General features: G+C 71.8%; 18 protein-coding genes. 11 read left to right on the top strand and 7 right to left on the bottom strand.

What is annotated here, in order from left to right:
• Positions 1-398: 398 nt before the first annotated feature.
• Positions 399-1,853: a hypothetical protein gene (locus I4J89_RS37470; RefSeq protein ID WP_230860261.1), complete on the bottom strand. Its 1,455-nt coding sequence runs from the start codon at positions 1,851-1,853 to the stop codon at positions 399-401.
• Between the two features lie 201 nt (positions 1,854-2,054).
• Between I4J89_RS37470 and I4J89_RS37465 the strand changes: the two genes are divergently transcribed.
• From I4J89_RS37465 to I4J89_RS37455, 3 genes are all read left to right on the top strand, one after another.
• Positions 2,055-2,504 (top strand): DUF6325 family protein, encoded by a 450-nt coding sequence (locus tag I4J89_RS37465; RefSeq protein WP_196418926.1) that lies wholly within the window; start codon positions 2,055-2,057, stop codon positions 2,502-2,504.
• Positions 2,505-2,605: 101 nt separating this feature from the next.
• On the top strand, positions 2,606-3,079 hold the full coding sequence (locus I4J89_RS37460) for a DUF6325 family protein (protein WP_309238640.1): 474 nt from the start codon (positions 2,606-2,608) through the stop codon (positions 3,077-3,079).
• A 5-nt stretch (positions 3,080-3,084) separates the two neighbouring features.
• Complete coding sequence (locus I4J89_RS37455) at positions 3,085-3,390, top strand: SHOCT domain-containing protein (RefSeq protein WP_196418925.1); 306 nt, start codon at positions 3,085-3,087, stop codon at positions 3,388-3,390.
• Between the two features lie 74 nt (positions 3,391-3,464).
• Here I4J89_RS37455 and I4J89_RS37450 read toward each other — a convergent pair whose 3' ends face one another.
• Genes I4J89_RS37450 through I4J89_RS37435 form a run of 4 tightly spaced genes read right to left on the bottom strand, consistent with a single transcriptional unit; the run spans position 3,465 to position 5,975 of the window.
• On the bottom strand, positions 3,465-4,511 hold the full coding sequence (locus tag I4J89_RS37450; protein WP_230860283.1) for a carboxylate-amine ligase: 1,047 nt from the start codon (positions 4,509-4,511) through the stop codon (positions 3,465-3,467).
• Positions 4,512-4,524: 13 nt separating this feature from the next.
• Positions 4,525-4,983, bottom strand: coding sequence for an RDD family protein (locus I4J89_RS37445; RefSeq protein ID WP_196418923.1), 459 nt, complete (start codon positions 4,981-4,983; stop codon positions 4,525-4,527).
• The gene (locus I4J89_RS37440; RefSeq protein ID WP_196418922.1) at positions 4,980-5,459 is read right to left on the bottom strand and encodes a hypothetical protein; all 480 of its coding nucleotides are present in this window, start codon (positions 5,457-5,459) and stop codon (positions 4,980-4,982) included. Before I4J89_RS37440 ends, I4J89_RS37445 begins: the two co-directional genes overlap by 4 nt.
• A gap of 18 nt (positions 5,460-5,477) precedes the next feature.
• Positions 5,478-5,975: a DUF6069 family protein gene (locus I4J89_RS37435; RefSeq protein WP_196418921.1), complete on the bottom strand. Its 498-nt coding sequence runs from the start codon at positions 5,973-5,975 to the stop codon at positions 5,478-5,480.
• A gap of 137 nt (positions 5,976-6,112) precedes the next feature.
• Here I4J89_RS37435 and I4J89_RS37430 point away from each other — a divergent pair, with 137 nt between their 5' ends.
• From I4J89_RS37430 to I4J89_RS37400, 7 genes are all read left to right on the top strand, one after another.
• The gene (locus I4J89_RS37430; RefSeq protein ID WP_196418920.1) at positions 6,113-7,381 is read left to right on the top strand and encodes a pyridoxal phosphate-dependent aminotransferase; all 1,269 of its coding nucleotides are present in this window, start codon (positions 6,113-6,115) and stop codon (positions 7,379-7,381) included.
• 67 nt (positions 7,382-7,448) lie between these two features.
• The gene (locus tag I4J89_RS37425; protein WP_196418919.1) at positions 7,449-9,539 is read left to right on the top strand and encodes a sensor histidine kinase; all 2,091 of its coding nucleotides are present in this window, start codon (positions 7,449-7,451) and stop codon (positions 9,537-9,539) included.
• A gap of 20 nt (positions 9,540-9,559) precedes the next feature.
• Entirely contained in the window at positions 9,560-10,768 is a 1,209-nt protein-coding gene (locus I4J89_RS37420; RefSeq protein WP_309238639.1) for a GAF domain-containing sensor histidine kinase, read from the top strand.
• Positions 10,769-10,797: 29 nt separating this feature from the next.
• Complete coding sequence (locus I4J89_RS37415) at positions 10,798-11,382, top strand: hypothetical protein (RefSeq protein ID WP_196418917.1); 585 nt, start codon at positions 10,798-10,800, stop codon at positions 11,380-11,382.
• Between the two features lie 86 nt (positions 11,383-11,468).
• The gene (locus I4J89_RS37410) at positions 11,469-12,635 is read left to right on the top strand and encodes a S8 family peptidase (protein WP_196418916.1); all 1,167 of its coding nucleotides are present in this window, start codon (positions 11,469-11,471) and stop codon (positions 12,633-12,635) included.
• Positions 12,636-12,730: 95 nt separating this feature from the next.
• The gene (locus I4J89_RS37405; protein WP_309238638.1) at positions 12,731-14,890 is read left to right on the top strand and encodes an ATP-binding protein; all 2,160 of its coding nucleotides are present in this window, start codon (positions 12,731-12,733) and stop codon (positions 14,888-14,890) included.
• 28 nt (positions 14,891-14,918) lie between these two features.
• Positions 14,919-15,854: a 1-phosphofructokinase family hexose kinase gene (locus I4J89_RS37400; protein WP_230860260.1), complete on the top strand. Its 936-nt coding sequence runs from the start codon at positions 14,919-14,921 to the stop codon at positions 15,852-15,854.
• On the opposite strand, the gene I4J89_RS37395 is transcribed toward I4J89_RS37400, so the two are convergent.
• On the bottom strand, positions 15,845-16,438 hold the full coding sequence (locus I4J89_RS37395; RefSeq protein ID WP_196418915.1) for a nucleoside/nucleotide kinase family protein: 594 nt from the start codon (positions 16,436-16,438) through the stop codon (positions 15,845-15,847). The genes I4J89_RS37400 and I4J89_RS37395 overlap by 10 nt on opposite strands.
• Positions 16,439-16,623: 185 nt before the next feature.
• On the opposite strand from I4J89_RS37395, the gene I4J89_RS37390 reads away from it, so the two are divergent.
• Positions 16,624-17,592, top strand: coding sequence for a glycosyltransferase family 2 protein (locus tag I4J89_RS37390; protein WP_196418914.1), 969 nt, complete (start codon positions 16,624-16,626; stop codon positions 17,590-17,592).
• Here I4J89_RS37390 and I4J89_RS37385 read toward each other — a convergent pair.
• Positions 17,589-19,853, bottom strand: coding sequence for an FdhF/YdeP family oxidoreductase (locus tag I4J89_RS37385; RefSeq protein WP_196418913.1), 2,265 nt, complete (start codon positions 19,851-19,853; stop codon positions 17,589-17,591). The genes I4J89_RS37390 and I4J89_RS37385 overlap by 4 nt on opposite strands.
• Between the last annotated feature and the right edge of the window lie 56 nt (positions 19,854-19,909).

Genomic DNA, 19,909 nt, shown 5'->3' with positions numbered 1-19,909 from the left:
GCGGGGGGCGCGCCGGGTCTGCCACCCCCCCCGGCGCCCCGGCGCGGCCCCACAGCCGAATGATCAAACAGGCCGAAAAAGCAGGCCCGGCTGTGCCTAATGGCTGCCACCACCTCCCGGGGCCGCCCCGGGCCGCTGGGCCGGGCCGCTGGGCCGGGCCGCACTGGGCCGGGCCGGGCCGCACTGGGCCGGGCCGCACTGGGCCGGGCCGGGCCGCACTGGGCCGGGCCGGGCCGCACTGGGCCGGGCCGGGCGCCATTTCCGATGCGCCTCGCGCCATCCCCGGGAGCTGTACCTCCCCTGCTGCCGCGCGGCCCAGGTAGCGGACCGGGGGGCAGCGCGACCGCCGGGCCGGGGCAGGTGTCCCGGGCCCGGCGTCGCGGGGACGCGGCGGCTCGTCAGGTGGCAGGGCTGGGAGCGGGCGGCGTCGCCGGGTGGTCGCGGTCCTGATCGTGGCGGCGGGCGATCAGCGTGACCGCGACCTCGAAGGCCGCCAGCAGCAGCACGATCACCAGCAGCGACGTCCAGGATGACAGGATCAGGGCCAGCACCACGGCCACCAGGACGCCGCCGATACGGATCGGGTCGAGGTAGGTGGTAACGAAGCCGGGTCCGCGGGTGACCGCGACGTCCGTACCCCTGCGGATCCCGCGCCAGCCCGCGACGGCGCCGCGCCGGACCTGCCGGCGCAACCACACCGGGAATCGGCCGGGACCCACCAGGTAGGCCACCAGCGCCAGGATCGCGCCGATCCAGATAATCTGGGTGCCACGCTCGCGCAGCGTGCTGAACACGGTCGTGACCGCCGCGTCGACACCGTCGCGATACGTGCCTTCCGGGATCTCGGCGATCACCTGGCGGCGCACCGCGCGGACGATCGCGGTGACGGTGACCGCCGCGATGATCAGCCAGATGCCGAGCTGGACCGTGGTGCGGCGCCGGCGCGGCGAGACGACGTACGCGAGGATCAGCAGCACGATCGTGGCGCCGACGAAGAGGGCGAGATCGCGCTTCGCGGTGGCGACCGCCTGTTGCGCGGCCCAGAGCTGCCCGGAGTCGTAGACCGTGAACTGCGCGAAGTTGGCCGGCAGCGTGACGCCGAGCTGCTCCTCCACCCGCGTCCGCAGGTTCTCCGGGATGGCCCCGCTGCTCAGGTCGGGCAAGGTGATCTGTTTGCCGAACAGGGTCGGCAGCTGGTCGCTGAGTTCCCGCAGCACCTGGTTGATCAGGGGCAGCAGGTCGATCTGGATCCGGTCCTGCTGCGCGGTGATCAGTGTGCTCTGACCCTCCAGGACGGCCAGGATCCGCTGATGCAGCCGCTGGTTCAGTTCCACCCAGACGACCTGGAAGCGGTCGCTGCCGAGCACGTTCCGCACGGTGTTGCGCACCTGCTCCCGCAGCTGGCCGGCGATCGGGCCGGCCACGAACGCGGCCTGCGGCGGCAGCACCTCGCGCAGCCGGGTCTCGACGTCGAGAACCTGGAACACCTCGGTCGTGGCGTATTCGGCGACGGCCGCGTTGATCTTCGGGTCCTGGGGCAGGGGTGCGACGGTGGCCACCCATCGGTCGGTGTCCAGAGTGGTGCGCGCCGCCCACAGCCCGACCACGCTGGTCACCAGGGCGAACGCGGCGAGCACCACGAGCACCGCGGCGACGGCACGGCGGAACGTGTGACGGCGTGGCCGCGCACGCGGCCGGGTCTCCGCGAGCTGCGAGCGCAGCGCGGCCACCTCGGCCCGGAGCCGCTCGACCTCGATGTCGTCGGATACGACCGGTGACTCGACGGCCGGGTGCGGTAGGGCGCCGTCGCCGTCGGGTGCGGTCGCGGGTGACTGACTCGCCGGGATCGTCATCGTTGCCTCCTGGATGCCGGCCGGCGAGGCGCCTGGTGGCGCGGTATCTGGCACGCTCGCCGGCTTCCGCCGACGCTTCCCGACGGGCGATGCGGACGCCTCATCCGGCGCGGATGAACACATCCGGGCGCGCTGCACGGCGGCACAGGTTCACCCCCGGCGGGTGAGGCCGGCGGTTCGCCGGACGAGCAGGCTGACGCCATGGCATTCGGGCCGCTGGAACTGATGGTGTTGTCCTTCCCCGCCGAACGGCTGAGCGACGGTGTCCGGGTGACCCTGGACCATCTCTCCGCCGCCGCGGAGATGAGAGTCGTCGACGTCCTGGCGGTCCGTACCGACCCGGCGGGCTGCGCGTTCACCGTGGAGCTCAGCGAGTTGCCGGAGCTGGGCGGCGATCGGGCCCGGCTCGCGCGACTGGCCAGCGGCCTGATCACCGAGTCGGACGTCGCCGAGGTCGCGGCGGTGGTCGGCGACAAGCGGGACGCGCTGGCGGTGCTCCTGGAGCACCGCTGGGTGCGCGATCTGGCCGGGCCGGTGGCCGCCTTCGACGGGAGCATCGTGGCGCTCACCCACATCCCCGGCGCCCCGGGACACGGCCGGGTCCGGATCCGGAACAGCCACGACCAGAACCGCCTGATCACAACGAGCTGAGGAGAGCGATGACCAGGAGACAGAACACCCGGCAGCGCGCGGCCGCCGCGTACGGCGTCCTGCGCGGCCGAACCGTACCGGCCGCGAGTTAGGGGGGCACTGTGCCTGAAGATCTGCTGGAAGAGATGGGCCCGATCGACTATCTGTGCGTCGAGTTCCCCGACGGGAGCCTCAACGGCAAGGCGTTCCCGCTGCTGGTGGACCTGGTGGACCGGAGAATCATCCGGATCCTCGACATCCTGTTCATCAAGAAGACGCTCGAGGGAAGCGTGTTCGCCCTGGAGGGTAAGGACCTGGAGATCGCCGACCTGGGCGTCTTCCACGGTGCGGCCTCCGGCATCCTCGGCGGCGACGACCTGCGGGAGGTCGGTTCGGTGCTGACCGCCGGTTCGGCCGCGGCGGTCGTGGTCTACGAGAACCTGTGGGCGGCACCGCTCGCCGTCCAGTTGCGGCGCAACGGCGCCCAGGTCGTGGCGGGCGGCCGGATTCCCGTACAAGCGCTGCTGGCAGCCCTGGACGAAACCGATCCGGAAGCGGCCGCGGCGGCACCCACCAGCGCTACCGGAGGAAGGTGAGTCTGATGCCCGGACTTCTGCGAGGAATCGCCCGCACCGCGGTGGTCGCCGGTACGGCGACCGCGGTCTCCAATCGTGTCTCCCGCCGGCAGGCCGGCCGCTGGCAGAGGAAGGCCGACGAGCAGGACTCACAGGCGTACTACGAACAGCAGCAACAGCCGCAGTACGCGCCGGCGCCGGTAGCCGCCGAGCCTGCGCCGGATCCGATGGCCGTGAAGCTGGAGCAGCTGAAGCAGCTCGGCGAGCTGAAGAGCCAGGGCGTGCTCTCCGAGCAGGAGTTCCAGCAGCAGAAGGCCCGCATCCTGGGCTGAGCAGGCGATCGAGCGGCGAGGTCTCCGGCGGCACCCGGAGGCCTCGCCGCTTGCCGTCGGCCTGGCCCGGGTGGTCAGACCCGCAGTGCCAGCGGCGCGGTCGCCTCGGCCAGGGCGCCGACGAAGTCGCGGGTCGGCCCGTACCGCTTCCAGAGCCGCCGCTGCCGCTCCGCGCCGGTGCCCTCCCGGCGCAGCCGCTCGACGCCGGCGTAGACCTCGCCGGTGTCGCCGTTCGCGTCCAGCTGCGGGGTGATCTTGCCGAGCAGGCGGGCCGCCTCGTCCGCGGTCCGGGTGCCGCCGCGGGCCACCGCCAGCAGCCGCTCGGTGATCCGCCCGGCCGCGACCGGGACGATCTTGGCACGCTGCCGTACGTCCTCGATGAGGGTCGCCACCAGGGCTCGCACCACGCCGGCGAGCAGCACCGTGTCCGCGACGCCCAGACCGGTGTCGGCCACGCGTACCTCGATGGTCGGGTAGCGGGCGGAGAGCCGGGCCAGGAAGTAGATGCCGGACTCGTCGAGGGCGGTGCCGGCCGCGAGGTGCCAGCGCACCTCCCGGTCGTACTGTTCGGCGCTGGCCCAGACGTCCGGTGGCCGGAACGTCGGCCAGCGCAGCTGGGTCCGGTAACGGTGGCTGGCCCAGCCGGTGTCGGTCGCTCCGGTCACCGGCGAGTTCACGGTGAGCGCGAGCAGTCCCGGCAGCCAGGGCCGGATCCGGGTGAGCACCGCCGCGGCCAGTTCCCGGTCGGGCACGCCGATGTGGACGTGGCATCCGCAGGTGCCGCCGGCCTCGGTGGCCTCCGGGAAACGCCGGGCGAGCCGCCGGTACCGGTCCTCCTCGTTGAACGCCATCATCGGACCGGCCGGGAACGGCGGCGCGCCGCTGGCCACCAGCCGCACCCCGGACCGTTCCGCCGCCGCGGCCGCAGCCAGGCGCAGCCGGCTCAGTTCCCGGCGCAACTCGTCGAGGCCGGTGCAGACGGGTGTGGCGGTCTCCAGCTGGTAGGACATGTACTCGGTCTTGATCTGCTCGTCCACCCCGGCCCGGCGGACCACCTCCGGCGCCTTCGGCGCCACCGCGCCGTGCGGCTCCAGCAGCAGGAACTCCTCTTCAACCCCCATGGTCAACACGGCCTCAGCGTGCGGCCCGGGCTACCGCCCTCACCTCATCCCGCGGGGATGAGAGGCGCAGCACGGTGGTGCGCGCGACCTTGTCCTGGAGTCCCTGGCGGCGGCGGTCCACCAGCAGCCAGAGCGCCCCGATCGGGAAGAAGGCCAGCACCACCGCCCGGATCAACGCGGCCATCCAGCCCACCGGGCCGCCGTCGAAGCGGACGACGCGCAGGCCGAGCACCGTCATCCCGGGGGTACGCCCGGCGAGCGCCCAGAACAGCGTGCAGTACAACGCGAAGATGAAGGGCAGGAACTTCAGATACGACGAGAGCACCGTCTCGGACAGCTCGTGGGCCACGTTGCCGACGACCGAGGCCACCAGGCCCAGTGCGGTCGCCGTGACGCCGGTGAACACGGCGACGATCAGGGCGTCGAGGAGGTACGCCATCGACCGGCTGATCAGCCCGGCGTAGACGGTCACGTCGGTTCGGCGTCGCCGCCGCGCCGGCCCATCCGCAGGGTGAGCCGGTCGACCGCCGCGTCGCCGGCCGCCGCGCCGGCCCGGACCCGCCCGACCACCTCGCCGACCATGGTGTCGCGCTGGCCGCGGACCAGCCCCTGTATCCGGTCCGGCTCGTGCTCGAAGAGCTTGAGCATGCGGTCCACCTGGACGTCCACGATCCGATTGACGAGCGAGGACGAGGCGATCGCGGTCATCGCCGCGTCCAGCGCCTCGGCAGCCCGGGCGGATGCCTCCGATTGTCGTTTGGCCCGCTCGGCGGCACCGCGCTGGGCGAGAGCGGCCAGTCGCCCGCGCAGGCCGGACGTCTCGGCCGAGGCCCGCTCCCCGGCGGCCTCGCCGGCGGCGCGGACCCGGGCCAGCGCATCGGCGGTGCTCTCGCCGGCGCGGAAGGCCGCACCGATCGCCACGTCACCCAGATCGAACAGGCTCGGCATGTTCATCGGCTCCTTCGTCTAGCCGTACTGGCGGGGGTAGGGCCGGGGTGCCGGGCGCGCCGAGACCAGCATCGTCGCCGATCGGGCCACCCCGGCGACCAGCGAGCCGATGGCGATGCCGAGCACCATGTTGAGCCCGGCGGTGTAGATCCGGGCCGCGAGACTCGCGTCGGTGACGAACGGTGCCAGCATCGCCGCCACCGTGCTGAGGCCGATCACCCAGCCGAAGAACCGCATCGGTCGCGGGGTGGTCACGATGAGCACGTGCGCCAGTCCGGTGGCGAGCAGGGCGGCTACGGCGGCGCCGAGGGCGTACCAGCCGGTGCTGGCGTCACCCCAGGTGCCCTGCCCCTTCGGCGCGAGCACGTCGATGTCGAAGAGGCCGCGTCCCAAGAGGATGCCGACGATCGCGATCAGGGCGGCGACCGCTGCGGTGGCGGCACCACCGGCCCAGAGTTTGCCGGCGTTGACCACCGGGCGCGGCGTCGGATCCAATGGCGGATTCATACCGGTCATGGCGCTGAGCCTCACCGGACGGCATGCGCGCCGCCTCATCCGGCGTGGATGAACCGCCGGTACGCCGCTGAACGATTCCGCGCCCGGGGCCGTACCAAGCGACGGCAACACGTCGACCGAGGGCTCGGGAGGACATCGTGGCACGGACCGGAATCGACACGTCGATCCTGCACAAGGGTGCGCACAGCGCCTCCTACTTCGACCTGGCTCGTGCCGCCGGTGAAGGTGCGGAGATCGTCGACTTCTGCATCCCGTGCAACCCGTACTTCCCGACGCCGGAGATGTTCGACGAGCTCACCCGGGACCTGAAGAGCATCCTGAAGTACTACCCCAGTGACTCCGCCACGATCACCAAGAAGCTGGCGAGTGTGCTCGGCCTGCACCCGCAGACGGTGGCGATGGCGAACGGCTCCACCGAGCTGATCACCTGGATCGACCATCTGCTGGTCAAGGAGAGCCTGGCCATCCCGATCCCGACCTTCGGCCGGTGGACCGACCAGCCCCTGGAGACCGGCAAGCGGGTGGACATGTTCCCGCTGCAGGAACGCGACGGCTTCCGGCTCGACCTCGAGGAGTACGTGGAGTTCATCCGGGAGCGCAAGTCCCGGGTCGCGGTGATCTGCAACGTGAACAACCCGGACGGCAACTACCTGCCCCGGCGCGACGTCATCCGGTTCATGGACGCGCTCAGCGACCTGGACCTGGTGGTGGTCGACGAGTCGTTCATCGACTTCTCGGACGCCGAACGCTATCCCTCGGTCGGCCCGGACGCGGTGATCCGCCCGAACGCGGTGGTGCTCAAGAGCCTCGGCAAGAACTTCGGCCTGCACGGCATCCGGTTCGGCTACATGCTGGCCAACCCGGCGATCGCCGGCAAGATCGCCAAAATGCTCCCCAAGTGGAACCTCAACTCCCTCGCCGAGAAGGTGGTCCACATGATCCAGGAGCACGAGATGGAGTACGAGGAGAGCCTCCGCCTGCTCAGCCGCGACCGCCGGTCGATGGCGCGAGAACTGAGCCGCATCCCCGGGCTCACCGTCTTCCCGTCGCAGGGCAACTTCTTCCTGGTGAAGCTGCCGACCGAGTGGTCCGGCGTGGCACTGCGCGACTACCTGGTCGCCAACCACGGCATCATGACCCGGGAGTGCGGCAACAAGCTCGGCATGACCAGCCAGTTCATGCGCCTCGTGGTACGGCCGACCGCCGACGTCGAGCGGCTCGTGGACGGGATGATGGACTACGGGCAGCGGTTCCACGGCCGCTCGGTCTACGACATGGACCCGATGGAGTCCACCGGCCGGCGCTGGGCCACCGAATCGTACGACGATCCGCAGCCGGACAACCTGATCCCGTACCCGAGCCACCGCAACACTGAGTACACCGCCCGCCGCGCCGCCGTGAGCTGAGACTCAGATCACCCGCCGGCCCGCCGATAGGTCAACGACAGACCTTCTCTCCGCGGACGGGCGAGTAATGACCTATCGCAGGTCGCTGACGCGTACGGCGCTGTTCGCCGTGGTCTACGCGATCGCGATGGGCATCGGGCGTCTCACCGTGATGGACTCGGCCAACATGAGCCTGGTGTGGCCGGCCGCCGGGGTCGCGGCGGTCTGGTTCTGCGCGCAACGGCGGGCTCCGGCACGCTGGGCCGACGTGGTGGCGCTGGCCGTGGTCACGGTCTTGGTCAACATGGCCACCGGGGCGACCGCGCCGATGACGGTGATCTTCGTCGCCGCCAACCTCATCCAAACCACCGCCTTCATGTACGCGATCGGCCGTTCGCGCCCGCACCTGCTGGGCGCCGGCGGCATCGAGCCGCTGCGCAGTCCCCGTGACCTGTGGGGCCTGCTGGCCTGCGCATCCGCGGCCACGATCGTCGGTGCGATGGTCGGCCGGGCCGGCACGTGGCTGCTGACCGGCGCCTACACGTGGTCAGCCACGTTCGTGTGGCTGGCCCGCAACACGACGAGCGTCCTGCTGATCGTGGCGGCGGGCATCTGCCTCGGGCACGCGTACAAACGGTGGCGCCACGGCACAGCGGGCCGGCTGAGGAGCATGCCGCGCCGGCGGGTCGCCGAGTGCGCCGCGCTGATCCTCTGCTCCGCCGTGGCGTACCTGGCCGGGTTCGCGTACAGCCGCGGCCTGCCGCTGGCGTTCCTGATGATCGCCGTGACGGTCTGGGCCGGTGCGCGGTTCCGGGCCTCGTTCGTCGTGCTGCACAGCCTGGTCGCCGGCATCACCGTGATGTCGTTCACCCTGCACGGGACCGGGCCGTTCGCGGAGATCCCCAGCCCCGCCGACCGGGCGGTGGTGGCCCAGCTGTTCGTCGCCATGATCGTCGTCGTCGGTCTCTCGCTGGCGCTGGGCCGCGACGAGCGCGACGCCCTGATGGCCGAGCTCGCCGCGGACCGGGCCGAGCTGGCGGTGCAGCGGGAGCGGGCGTCGCAACGGGCCGAGCTGCTGCGGGCGATCATCGACTCGACCGCCGACGGGCTGGCCGTCGTCGACGAGAACGGTCAGGTGGTGCTGCGTAACCGGGCCGCGAAGCGGCTCCTCGGCGACTACCTCAACCCCGGCGACACCATGGCCGGACCCGCCCACTACGGGCTGTTCCACCTCGACGGCACCCCGCTGGCCGCCGAGGAGATGGCACACGTGCGGGTGCTGGCCGGAGAAGACTACGGCGACGCGGACCTGCTGATCCGCAACCCGGCACTGCCGGACGGGCGGATCCTCAACATCCGCGCCACGACGTGCGAGAACGGCGACGGCACCCGCAGTGCCGTCGTGCTGTTCCACGACGTCACGGCCGAGCGGCGGCACCGCGACGAGCTCGCGAACTTCGCCGGGGTGGTGGCGCACGATCTGCTCAACCCGGTGACCACCGTCGAAGGCTGGAGCGACGCGGCCGGCGAGTCGCTCGCCGAGGCACCCGACCACCCGGCGGTCCGCGACGCCCGCAGCGAGCTGCGCCGCGTCACCCGGGCCGCGGTACGGATGCGGACGCTGATCGACGGCCTCCTCGCCTTCACCACGGCACGCGACGCCGCGATGCGGATGGTTCCGGTGGACCTCGCCGAGGTGGTGACCGAGGTGACGATCGCCCGTCTCGACAACGCGATCGCGGCGGGCCGGCCGGCGCCCCGGTTCACCGTCCGGGACCTGCCCACGGTGCTGGCCGATCCGGTGTTGCTGCGCCAGCTGCTGGACAACCTGATCGGCAACGCGATCAAGTACACCGCCGCGGACGTCATCCCGAACCTGACCATCACCGCGGAGCGGAACGAGGACATGATCCGGGTGCGGATCACCGACAACGGCATCGGTATCCCGCCCGGGCAGCACGAGGCGATCTTCGGCGACTTCCACCGGGCCCACCGCTCCGGGCCGTACGCCGGCACCGGGCTCGGCCTGGGCATCTGCAAGCGCATCGTGGAACGGCACGGCGGCACGATCGCGGCGGAGGACGTACCGGGTGGCGGCTCCCGCTTCAGCTTCACCGTCCCGGCCGCCACTTCCACACACGAGACGGAGCGCGTGGCCGATTCCGCTCAGCTTCGATGAGTGCGGGCCGAAAGACAGGCGTGGACGCAACCCGGCCGGTGGACGGCATCGTGGAGGAGACACGCCTCGAGGCGCTGCGCTCGTACCGGGTCCTGGACCAGCCACGCGCGTCGGTGCTCGACGACCTCACCCGGCTGGCGGCGACCATGTTCGGCACGCCGATGGCCGCGGTCTCGCTCGTCGATCGGAACCGCCAGTGGTTCGCCGGCAGTGTCGGCCTGGCCGATGAGCAGACCCCGCTGGACGTGTCGTTCTGCGCCCACGTCGTCAGCGGCCGCGCGCCGCTGGTCGTGCCGGACGCCACCCGGGACAAGCGCTTCGCCGGCTTTCGCACCGTGGTCGGTTCGCCGAACATCCGGTACTACGCGGGTGCTCCGATCGTCGACGAGCAGGGACACACGCTCGGCGCGATGTGCGTGATCGACGACAAGCCGCGGGACACCGACGACCGCCAGGTGGCGGATCTGATCACCTTCGCCGGTCAGGCGGCCGGCCACCTGACCGCTCTGCGCAACCGCCTGTGGATGGCCGACCTCGGCGACGAGCTGGCCCGGACGGTGCAGCGCGAAGACGAGATGGTCGCCAACATCACTCACGAGCTGCGTACGCCGGTGACCACCATCCAGGGCTACCTGGAGCTCCTTGGTGATCATGAGGAGCTCCAGCCGTACCGTCGCCTCATCGAGCCGATCCACCGCAACGGCCGGCGGCTTGTCGCGATGGTCGATCACATCCTGGCCGGGACGCGGTCGCCGGAGGCGCCGCTCCCGCCGCCGGTCGGCACGGTCGACCTGGCCACCGTCGTCGCCGCCGCGGTCACCACCTGCCGTCCGCTGATCACGTCGCGTCCCGGGACGGTGACGGTCGAGGCGGACCAGGTGCTGCCGGTCCGGGCCGACCTGGCCCGGCTGGCCCACGCCGTCGAGCAGGTGCTGCGCAACGCGCTGCTGTTCACCCCGGCCGACCGGCCGATCACGGTACGGATGACCGGTGTGCCGTACCCGGTCGTCGAGATCATCGACGCCGGCGTCGGCATCCCCGACGACGAGCTGCCGCATGTCTTCGACCGCTTCTACCGGGGCCGGTACGCCCGCGGTCAGGCGGTGCCCGGGGTCGGCCTGGGTCTCACCATCGCCCACAGCGTCGTCGCGGCACACCGCGGGACGCTGATCGTGACGAGCTCACCGGATGGCACCACGGCCCGGATAACCCTGCCCGGCGCCGACTGAGGACGGCCGTGCACGGTTACGGTGAGGGAATGGACCGGCCCCGCGCGATGCGACTCGACGACATCGTCGGGGCGATTCTGGGCCGGCTCACCGAGCAGCACCGGGTCGTCCCGGAGTACATCGTGCGGGACGCCGTCGAGGCCGCGCTGCGCCGCCGCTTCCCCGGGCTGCCGCTCGCCACGGTGGAGGTGCCGGCCGACGTCGCCGGCGAGCTGGTCAATGGCTTCTGCGCGGACGCGGGAGAGGCCGAGGACGACTCGGCGACGATGCCCGCGGTGCTCACCGGCGACGAGACCGGCCGGCTGATCACGGCGCTGGGTCTGGCCGTACACGTGGCGGCCTTCAACCTGGACCGCGACCGCCTGCACGTCGCCCAGGTCCTCAACGGCGCCGCCGCCGCGCTGGTGGCGCTCGGCTCGGGCGCCCGGGCCGCGCACGACGACGGCACCTCGGCCGTCCTGCTCTCCCCGGCCACGCTGCGCACCGTACGCACCACGGTGATCGGTGTGCTCCAGGGTCTCCAGAACCGCGGCTGGCAGGCCCAGCACCTGGACGAGGCGACCACCCTCGCGCTCTTCGACGGGGTGCTGGCGATACTCGGCGCGGTGCCCTGAGTCCGCTCGATATAGCTATTTCGATATATACATGATTCGCTCGGTCGCCCATACGCTCTCTCCAGGCAGCGCGAGAGAGGAAGAACATGGCGATTCGAGGACACGGCCGCATCCTGGCCGCAGGTCTGTTCGCACTGGCCACCGCGGTGGTCGCGACCGGAACCCCGGCCGCGGCCGCACCGGCGACGGGCGAGATCCGCCTCGCCGGCACCGCCGACGCGATCCCGGGCAGCTACATCGTGGTTCTCAAGTCCGGCGCCCAGCAGGCGAAAATCAGCAAGGCGTACGGGGCGACGCTCAAGCGCAGCTTCGGCCGCGCGCTCAACGGCTTCGAGGCCGGCATGACCGAGACCCAGGCCAAGCGGCTGGCGGCACACTCCGACGTGGCGTACGTCGAGCAGAACCAGACCATCCAGCTCAACGCCACCCAGACCAACGCGACCTGGGGCCTGGACCGGATCGACCAGCGGAACCGGCCGTTGAGCACCACCTACACCTACCCGGTCACCGCCTCGAACGTCACCGCGTACATCATCGACACCGGCATCCGCTACACGCACAGCCAGTTCGGCGGCCGGGCCACCCCGGGCTACGACGCGGTCGGCACCGGCGCGGTGGACTGCAACGGCCACGGCACGCACGTCGCGGGCACGGTCGGCGGCTCCACCCACGGTGTGGCGAAGGCCGTGCGGCTGGTCGGCGTGCGGGTGCTGAGCTGCACCGGCAGCGGCACCACGGCGGGTGTCATCGCGGGCGTCAACTGGGTCACCCAGAACGCGGTCAAGCCGGCCGTGGCCAACATGAGCCTCGGCGGCGGCGCGTCCACCGCCCTGGACAACGCGGTGGCCAACTCGGTCGCCTCCGGTGTCACGTACGCCCTCGCGGCGGGCAACTCCAACGCCAACGCCTGCAGCTCCTCGCCGGCTCGCGTCGCCAGCGCCATCACGGTCGGCGCGACCACGAACACCGACGCCCGGTCCAGCTTCTCCAACTACGGCAGCTGCCTGGACATCTTCGCGCCGGGCTCGTCGATCACCTCGGCCTGGTACAACAGCAACACCGCCACCAACACCATCAGTGGCACCTCGATGGCGTCGCCGCACGTGGCCGGCGCGGCCGCCCTGGTCCTCTCCCGCAACCCGAGCTTCACCCCGGCGCAGGTGGCCTCGTCGCTGATCACCAACGCGACGCCGAACGTGGTGACCAGCCCGGGCAGCGGCTCGCCGAACCGCCTGCTCTTCGTGGTCCAGTAACAGCTCTTCAGAAGTCGAGGGGGCCCGCGACGACGGGCCCCCTCGTTCTGTGAGAGCGCGGTAAGGAACCACCTGCCGCTTCCGATAGGGCTGAGGTGAGCCGGAAGCGAGCGGGGAGCGGGCTGGGCCGCGCCACGGCGCTCAGCGCGCTGGTGGCCGTGCTCGGCTGCGCTGTGGCTCTGGGCATCAGCGCGGTGCTCGCCGAACGCGAGGACGCCGCCGCCGAGGTGCAGATGGATCGCCGTACCACGGCGGCGGCGGAGACCGTCCGGTTCGAGACCCGGCGCTACGTCGACGCCCTGCGGATGGCGGCGGCCGCGGCGGGCGCGCAACAGACACTGACCGCCCCCGAGTACGCCGGAATCACCGAGCCGCTGCGGGACATGCGGCTGGCCGGCGTCTCCTCGGTAGCCTTCGTGGTGCCGGCCGCCAACGGCAACGTGGCGCGGGTGCAGCAGACCTGGCGAGACCGGGGAGCCACCGGGCTCACCCTGGCACCACAGGGCGACGGCGATCACGCGTTCACGGTCTTCGTGACGACGCTGGACGGCCGGCCGGTGCCGACCGGCATCGACATGCTCCAGGCGTCCGCACCGGCCGCCGTCCTGGCCGAGGCCCGCCGCAGCCGGGACGTCAGCGTGTCCGACACCTACCAGCTGCTCGCCGACCAGACCCTGCCGCCCGCGCTGCGGCAGAACTCGTTCGTGCTGGCCGCCCCGGTCTACCAGGCGAGCGAGTTCCTCGGCTGGGTGCAGCTCGCGGTACGCGGCCAGTCGTTCATGGGCGCCACGTTCGCGCAGGCCGGCCAGGGACTGCTTGACCTCTCGCTGCGGGCCGACGACTCAGGGCGCCGCCCGGTCACCGTCGCCGAACTGCGCTCGGCCGCGGCCGGCGAGCGCGACCTCGACCGGACGGTCTCCGTACCGGTGGCTGACGGCACCTGGACCCTGCACGTGGCGGCGGTGAGCAACCGGCTGCCCGGCGCGCACACCGGGCTGCCGCTCGCGGTGGCCGGTGGCGGGCTCAGCCTGACCGCCCTGCTCACCGCGCTGGTGTGGGTGCTGGTCACCAGCCGCGAACGGGCACAGGCCCGGGTCCGTGCGGCCACCGCCGACCTGCGCGCGGGCGAGGCCGAGACACGCCGGCAGGCGGTTCTGCTCCAGGCCGTGCTGGACGGGATCAGCGACGGCGTCGGTGTGGTCGGCCCGGACGGCGGCTTCCTGCTGCACAACCCGGCCGCCCGCAGGATCCTGGGCGAGTCCGGGTCGCACCCGCGCCCGGACTCCTGGCCGGAGCACTTCGGGTTGTTCCGGCTGGACGGAGTGCCGTTCCCGGCCGAGGAGATGCCGCTGGCGCGTGCCCTGGCCGGCGAGAGCAGCGACCAGGTGGAGATCCTGGTCCGCAACGACGTGCACCCGGACGGGCGGGTAATAAGCGTGTCGGCCCGGCCGCTGGAGACCGCCTCCGGCGAGCGCGGCGCGGTCGCCGTCTTCCACGACATCACCGACCGCAAGCATGTCGAGACCGAGCTGCGCGGCTTCGCCGGGGTGGTGGCGCACGATCTCCGATCCCCGCTGACCACGGTCCGCGGTTTCGCCGAAATGATCAGCGACGCGCTCGCCGCCGAGCCGGCCGATCTCGCCCTCGCCCGCCGCGGCGCCGACAAGGTGATCACCGGTGCTGTCCGGATGGAACAGCTGATCACCGAGCTGCTCGACTACACCGCCGCACGGGACGCCACGCTGCGCATCGCCGAGGTGAGCCTGCACGCGATCGTCGACGACGTGGTCACCGCCCGCGTCGACGCCCCGGACGGCGCGGACCTGCGCCCGGACGTCTTCGTCGGCCGGCTGCCGGTGGTGCTCGCCGATCCGGTGCTGTTGCGGCAGGTGATCGACAACCTGGTGGGCAACGCGATCAAGTACACGCCGCCCGGCCAGGCACCGCGGATCGACATCACCGCGCGAGCCGGCGCGGGCGGCGCGGTCTCCGTGCAGATCGCCGACCGGGGCATCGGCATCCCGGACGGAGAGCACGGTGCCGTCTTCGACAGCTTCCATCGGGCCAGCAACGGCACCACCCATCCCGGCACCGGTCTCGGCCTGGCGATCTGCCGGCGGATCGTGGAGCGGCACGGCGGGCACATCGAGGCCGCTCCCAACCCGGGCGGCGGCACGATCTTCACCTTCACGCTGCCGGCCTCAGCGGTGGGGCCTTCGGTGACCGAGGTCACAGCCGGAGCGGCTAGTGGTTGAGCCGTCACCCTCCGGGTACGCCTGCCGCATGCCCGCCGACGATCCTGGCACCGTCATGGTCTTCGCACCGGTGCCGCTGCTCACCGTGACCATCGAGCAGCAGAACGACGAAGCGGAACTGCACGTCCACCCCGGCGGACAGGGCATCTGGCAGGCGAGAATGTGCGCCGGCCTGGGCGCTTCGGTCACCCTCTGCGCCGCGGTGGGCGGCGAGATCGGCAAGGTCATCGCCAGCCTGCTGGGCGACGAGCACATCGACGTACGCGTGGTCCACCGCTCGTCCGGCAGCGGCTGGTACGTGCACGACCGCCGGGACGGCTCCCGCAACGAGATCGCCGAGTACGGCGGCGCCCCGCTCGGCCGGCACGACGTGGACGAGCTCTACTGCACCGCGCTCGCCGCCGGCCTGCGCGCCGAGGTGAGCGTCTTCAGCGGGGTGGCGACCGAGGGAGTGGTCGATCCCGAGGTGTACCGCCGGCTCGCCACCGACCTGACCACGCACGGCGGCACGGTGGTCGCCGACCTCTCCGGCGACGACCTGAGCGCCGTGCTCGCCGGCGGCCTCGCCTTCCTCAAGGTCAGCCACGAGGAACTGCTGGACGCCGGCCGGGCCGGTGACGACAGCCCGGAAGCGCTGGTCGGTGCCGCCCGCAAGATGCGCGACGAGGGCGCGGGGTCGGTGCTGATCAGCCGGGCGGGAGAGTCCGGCGTCGCGCTGCTCGACGGCGAGCCGTTCCTGGTCGAGCTGCCCTCACTCGAGGTCGTCGATCACCGCGGCGCCGGAGATTCGATGACCGCCGGTGTGGCCACCGTGCTGGCCCGCGGCGGCGACCTGCACGAGGCGGTACGCACCGGTGCGGCGGCGGGCGCGGTGAACGTGACCCGCCACGGCCTGGGCACCGGCCGCCGGGAGGCGATCGAGGAACTGTCCGGGCGCGTACGCCTGACCCCGTTTCACTCCTGACGAGCGGCCGCGATCGCGGCGGTGCCGGGATTCTCGATGATCAAGCCGGCGTTCTCGCGGACGGCCTCGTCCGCGTAGAACGCGGCCTCCTGCCGGGCCCAGCGATCCCAGTGCGGCTCATAGGTGGCGCCGTCGCGGGCCAGGGCACGCCGCTTGCGCACCGCGGTGGGGCTCTCCAACCAGACCAACCCGCAGAGGTACGCCCGAAGCACCCGCCCACCCGAGCCGACGCCCTCCACGACCAACCACTCGCCGTCGGGCACCCGGTGTGACCCGGCGTAGGCGCCGGCCGCCCAGTCCCAGCGCCGCCAGATCGCCGGACGGCCCTCGGCGAGCGGGACCAGCACCTGGTCGCGCAGCGCGGTCACGCCCTCGGCGAGACCGTCCCAGCCGGCGTACAGATCGTCCATGTGGAGCAGCGGGGCGTCCAGGCGCCCGGCCACCGCCGCGGCGAGCGTGGACTTGCCCGACCCGGAACGGCCCTCGACCGCGAGCACCCGCCGCCCGCCCACCGGCGCCGGACGGGAACGCGCCCATCCGGCCACCCGGTCCGCCGCCGTCTCCGGCCAATCGCTCGCCCGCATTCCGGAAACCTAAATCGGCAGCAAAGCGCTGATCAACTCTTTCACCCGGACATAGCGAGTGGGGATCTCCGTCACATGCGGGCCAAGCGTGATCTGCCGTAACCGAAACCACAGGCTCCGCACAGCATCCTCGGCGAGGCTCCCGATCGCCCCCACAGATCTTGCAAACGCCCAGGAGTACCGGCTTGGAGCCCACGAGCAGTACCGCCGTCAGCATCGTCATTCCCACCCACAGCGAGAAGCGATGGACCTCGCTCACCCGTACCATCGCCTCCGCCCGGGCCCAGACGCATCCGGCCGCCGAGATCGTGGTCGTGGTCGACCACAACCCGCAGATGGCCGCCCGCGTGAAGCAGGAGTTCGAGGGCGTCACCGTGCTGGAGAACGCCTACGCGCGGGGTGCCTCGGGCAACCGCAACACCGGGGCGTTCCACACCCGTACGCCGTTCATCGCCTTCCTCGACGACGACACGGTGGCCAGCCCTTCCTGGCTCGCCGAACAGCTCGCACCCTTCTCCGACCCGAGAGTGGTCGGCACCGGCGGCGGGATCATCCCGGCGTGGGAGCGGATCCGCCCGCAGTGGATGCCGGACGAGCTGCTCTGGGCGGTCGGCGTCTCCTACACCGGGATGCCCACCACGACGTCACCGATCCGCAACGTCTGGTCGGCGAACATGATCGTGCGCCGCGAGGCTTTCCTGGCGGTGGGCGGTTTCCGTACCGGCTTCGGCAAGCTGGGCGACCAGAACCGGCCCGAGGACACCGAACTGTGCCTGCGGATGAGCACGGCGAACGGCGGCTACTGGATGTACGTGCCGCACGCCGTCATCGACCACGAGGTGCCCGCCGCCCGGTCGACGTTCGGGTTCCTGATGCGCCGCTGCTACGCCGAGGGGCGGGGCAAGGTGCAGATGGCCGGCCTGATGCCGAAGGATCAGGAGCTGGGGGCGGAGAAGGACTACCTGCGGCGTACGCTGCCCCGCGCCGTCGGCCGCAACCTGATCGACGCCGGCAGCGGCCGCGGCATGTTCCACGCGCTGCGGGCGGCGACCGTGGTCGCGGCCGTGTTCGCCGCCGCCTGGGGCGGTGGCGTGGAGACCCTGGCCGGTCTCTTCGAGACGAGCGCCGTCTCGGGCAGTGTCGACAACAGCTAGCCGGCCCGTTCCAGGCGGACGACGACCCACTTCGACGTCGGGGTGCCGCTCTCCTCGGCCTGCGAGTCGAGCGGCACGAGCGGGTTGGTCTCCGGGTAGTAGGCGGCCACACAGCCCTTCGGGGTGTCGTACTCGACCAGGCGGAACCGGTCGGCACGCCGGGTGACCCCGTCCTCCCACTCGGAGATCAGATCGACGACGTCGCCGTCCGCGTACCCGAGTTCGGCCAGGTCGGCGGCGCTGATGAAGACCACCCGGCGCCCGGACCGGATGCCCCGGTAGCGGTCGTCGAGACCGTAGATCGTGGTGTTGAACTGGTCGTGGCTGCGCAGGGTCTGCAGGACGAGCCGGCCCGGCGGCACGGTCAGCACCTCGAGCGGGCTCACCGTGAAGACCGCCCTGCCTTCCGGGGTCGGGAAGGTACGGGAGTCGCGCGGCGGATGCGGCATGGTGAAACCACCGTCGCTGATCTTCTCGGCGTAGCCGTCGCAGCCGGGCACGACCCGTCCGATCCGCTCCCGGACACGCTCGTAGTCGCCGGCGAAGTCCGCCCACGGAATGCCGTGCCGGTCCCCCAGTGTCGCCTGGGCGATGCCGCAGAGGATGTCCACCTCGGAGCGGAGCAGCGGTCCGGCCGGGTCGGACCGCCCGCGGGAGGCGTGCACCGCCGACATCGAGTCCTCGACGGTGATCCGCTGGACCCGGCCGCCGGTCCGGTCCTGCTCGGTGCGGCCCAGGGTGGGCAGGATCAGCGCGGTACGACCGGCGTCGAGGTGGCTGCGGTTGAGCTTCGTGGAGATCTGTACGGTCAGCGCCGCGCCTCGCATCGCCGCGGCGGTGACCTCGGTGTCCGACATGGCCGCCACGAAGTTGCCGCCCAGCGCGACGAAGACCTTCGCGTGCCCGTCGCGGAACGCCTTGACGGTGTCGACCGCGTCGTGGCCGTACGTCCGGGGCGGCTCGAAGCCGAACTCGTCGCGGAGCCGGTCCAGGAAGACCGCCGGTGGCTTCTCCCAGATGCCCATGGTCCGGTCGCCCTGCACGTTGGAGTGGCCGCGCACCGGGCACAGTCCGGCGCCCGGCTTGCCGATCATGCCCTGGAGCAGCGCGACGTTGACGAACTCCTTGATCGTGGCGACCGCGTTGCGGTGCTGGGTGATGCCCATCGCCCAGCAGTGCACGACCCGCTTCGCCGAGGCCAGCATGTCCGCCGCCGCCTCGATCTCGGCCCAGGTCAGGCCGGTGGCCTTCTCGATCGTCGCCCGGTCGACGGTCTCCAGATGCTTCGCCCAGGCCTCGAAGCCGACCGTGGACGACTCGATGAACTCGCGGTCGGCCACGTTCTTCCGCAGCAGCAGGTGCCCGATCGCCTGCCACAGGGCGAGGTCGCCGTTGGAGCGGATCCGCAGCAGCCGGTCGGCCAGGGCGGTGCCGCGCCCGGCCAGGCCGCGTACCTTCTGCGGGTTGTCGAAGCGCAGCAGACCCGCCTCCGGCAGCGGGTTGATCGCCAGGATCCGCGCGCCGTCCCGCTTGGCGATCTCCAGCGCGGTCAGCATGCGCGGGTGGTTGGTGCCGGGATTCTGCCCGGACACCACGATCAGGTCAGCCTGGTGCAGGTCCTCCAGGGTGACCGAGCCCTTGCCGACACCGATGGTGCGCATCAGCGCGGTGCCGGTCGACTCGTGGCACATGTTCGAGCAGTCCGGCAGGTTGTTCGTCCCGTACGCACGGGCGAACAGCTGGTACACGAAGGCGGCCTCGTTGCTGGCCCGCCCGGAGGTGTAGAAGACCGCCTCGTCCGGGCTGCCGAGCGCGTTGAGGTGCTGCCCGACCAGCGCGAACGCCTCGTCCCAGGTGATCGGCTCGTAGTGCGTCGCGCCGTCGCGGCGCACCATCGGATGGGTAAGCCGGCCCTGCTTCTCCAGCCAGTGGCCGGTCTGCCGGGCCAGGTCGGCGATCGAGTGCCGGGCGAAGAACTCCGGCCCGACGGTGTCCCGCTGCCCCTCCCAGGAGACCGCCTTGGCCCCGTTCTCGCAGAACTCGGCGGCGTGCCGGTGCCCCTGCGGGTCCGGCCAGGCGCAGCTCATGCAGTCGACGCCGTCGTGCTGGTTGAGGGTGCGCAGGTTACGGACGGTCTTGCGTACGCCCATCCGCCGCACCGCGTTGGTCAGGCTGAGCCGGACCGCCTCGAGCCCGGCCGCGTGATCGGCGGGCGGGCCGACCCGCAGTTCGGCGTCCTCGTCGGGCAGGGGTGCGGGCATCGGACCTCCAGGCGGCGCGAGTGGACCATCAAGAGTCTTCGCGTTACCGCTCCGCC

It is taken from the genome of Actinoplanes aureus (genome assembly GCF_015704865.1).
GTDB lineage: Bacteria > Actinomycetota > Actinomycetes > Mycobacteriales > Micromonosporaceae > Actinoplanes > Actinoplanes aureus.
Note: the sequence above shows the minus strand (reverse complement) of the source record. Positions and strands in the feature narration are given on the sequence as shown.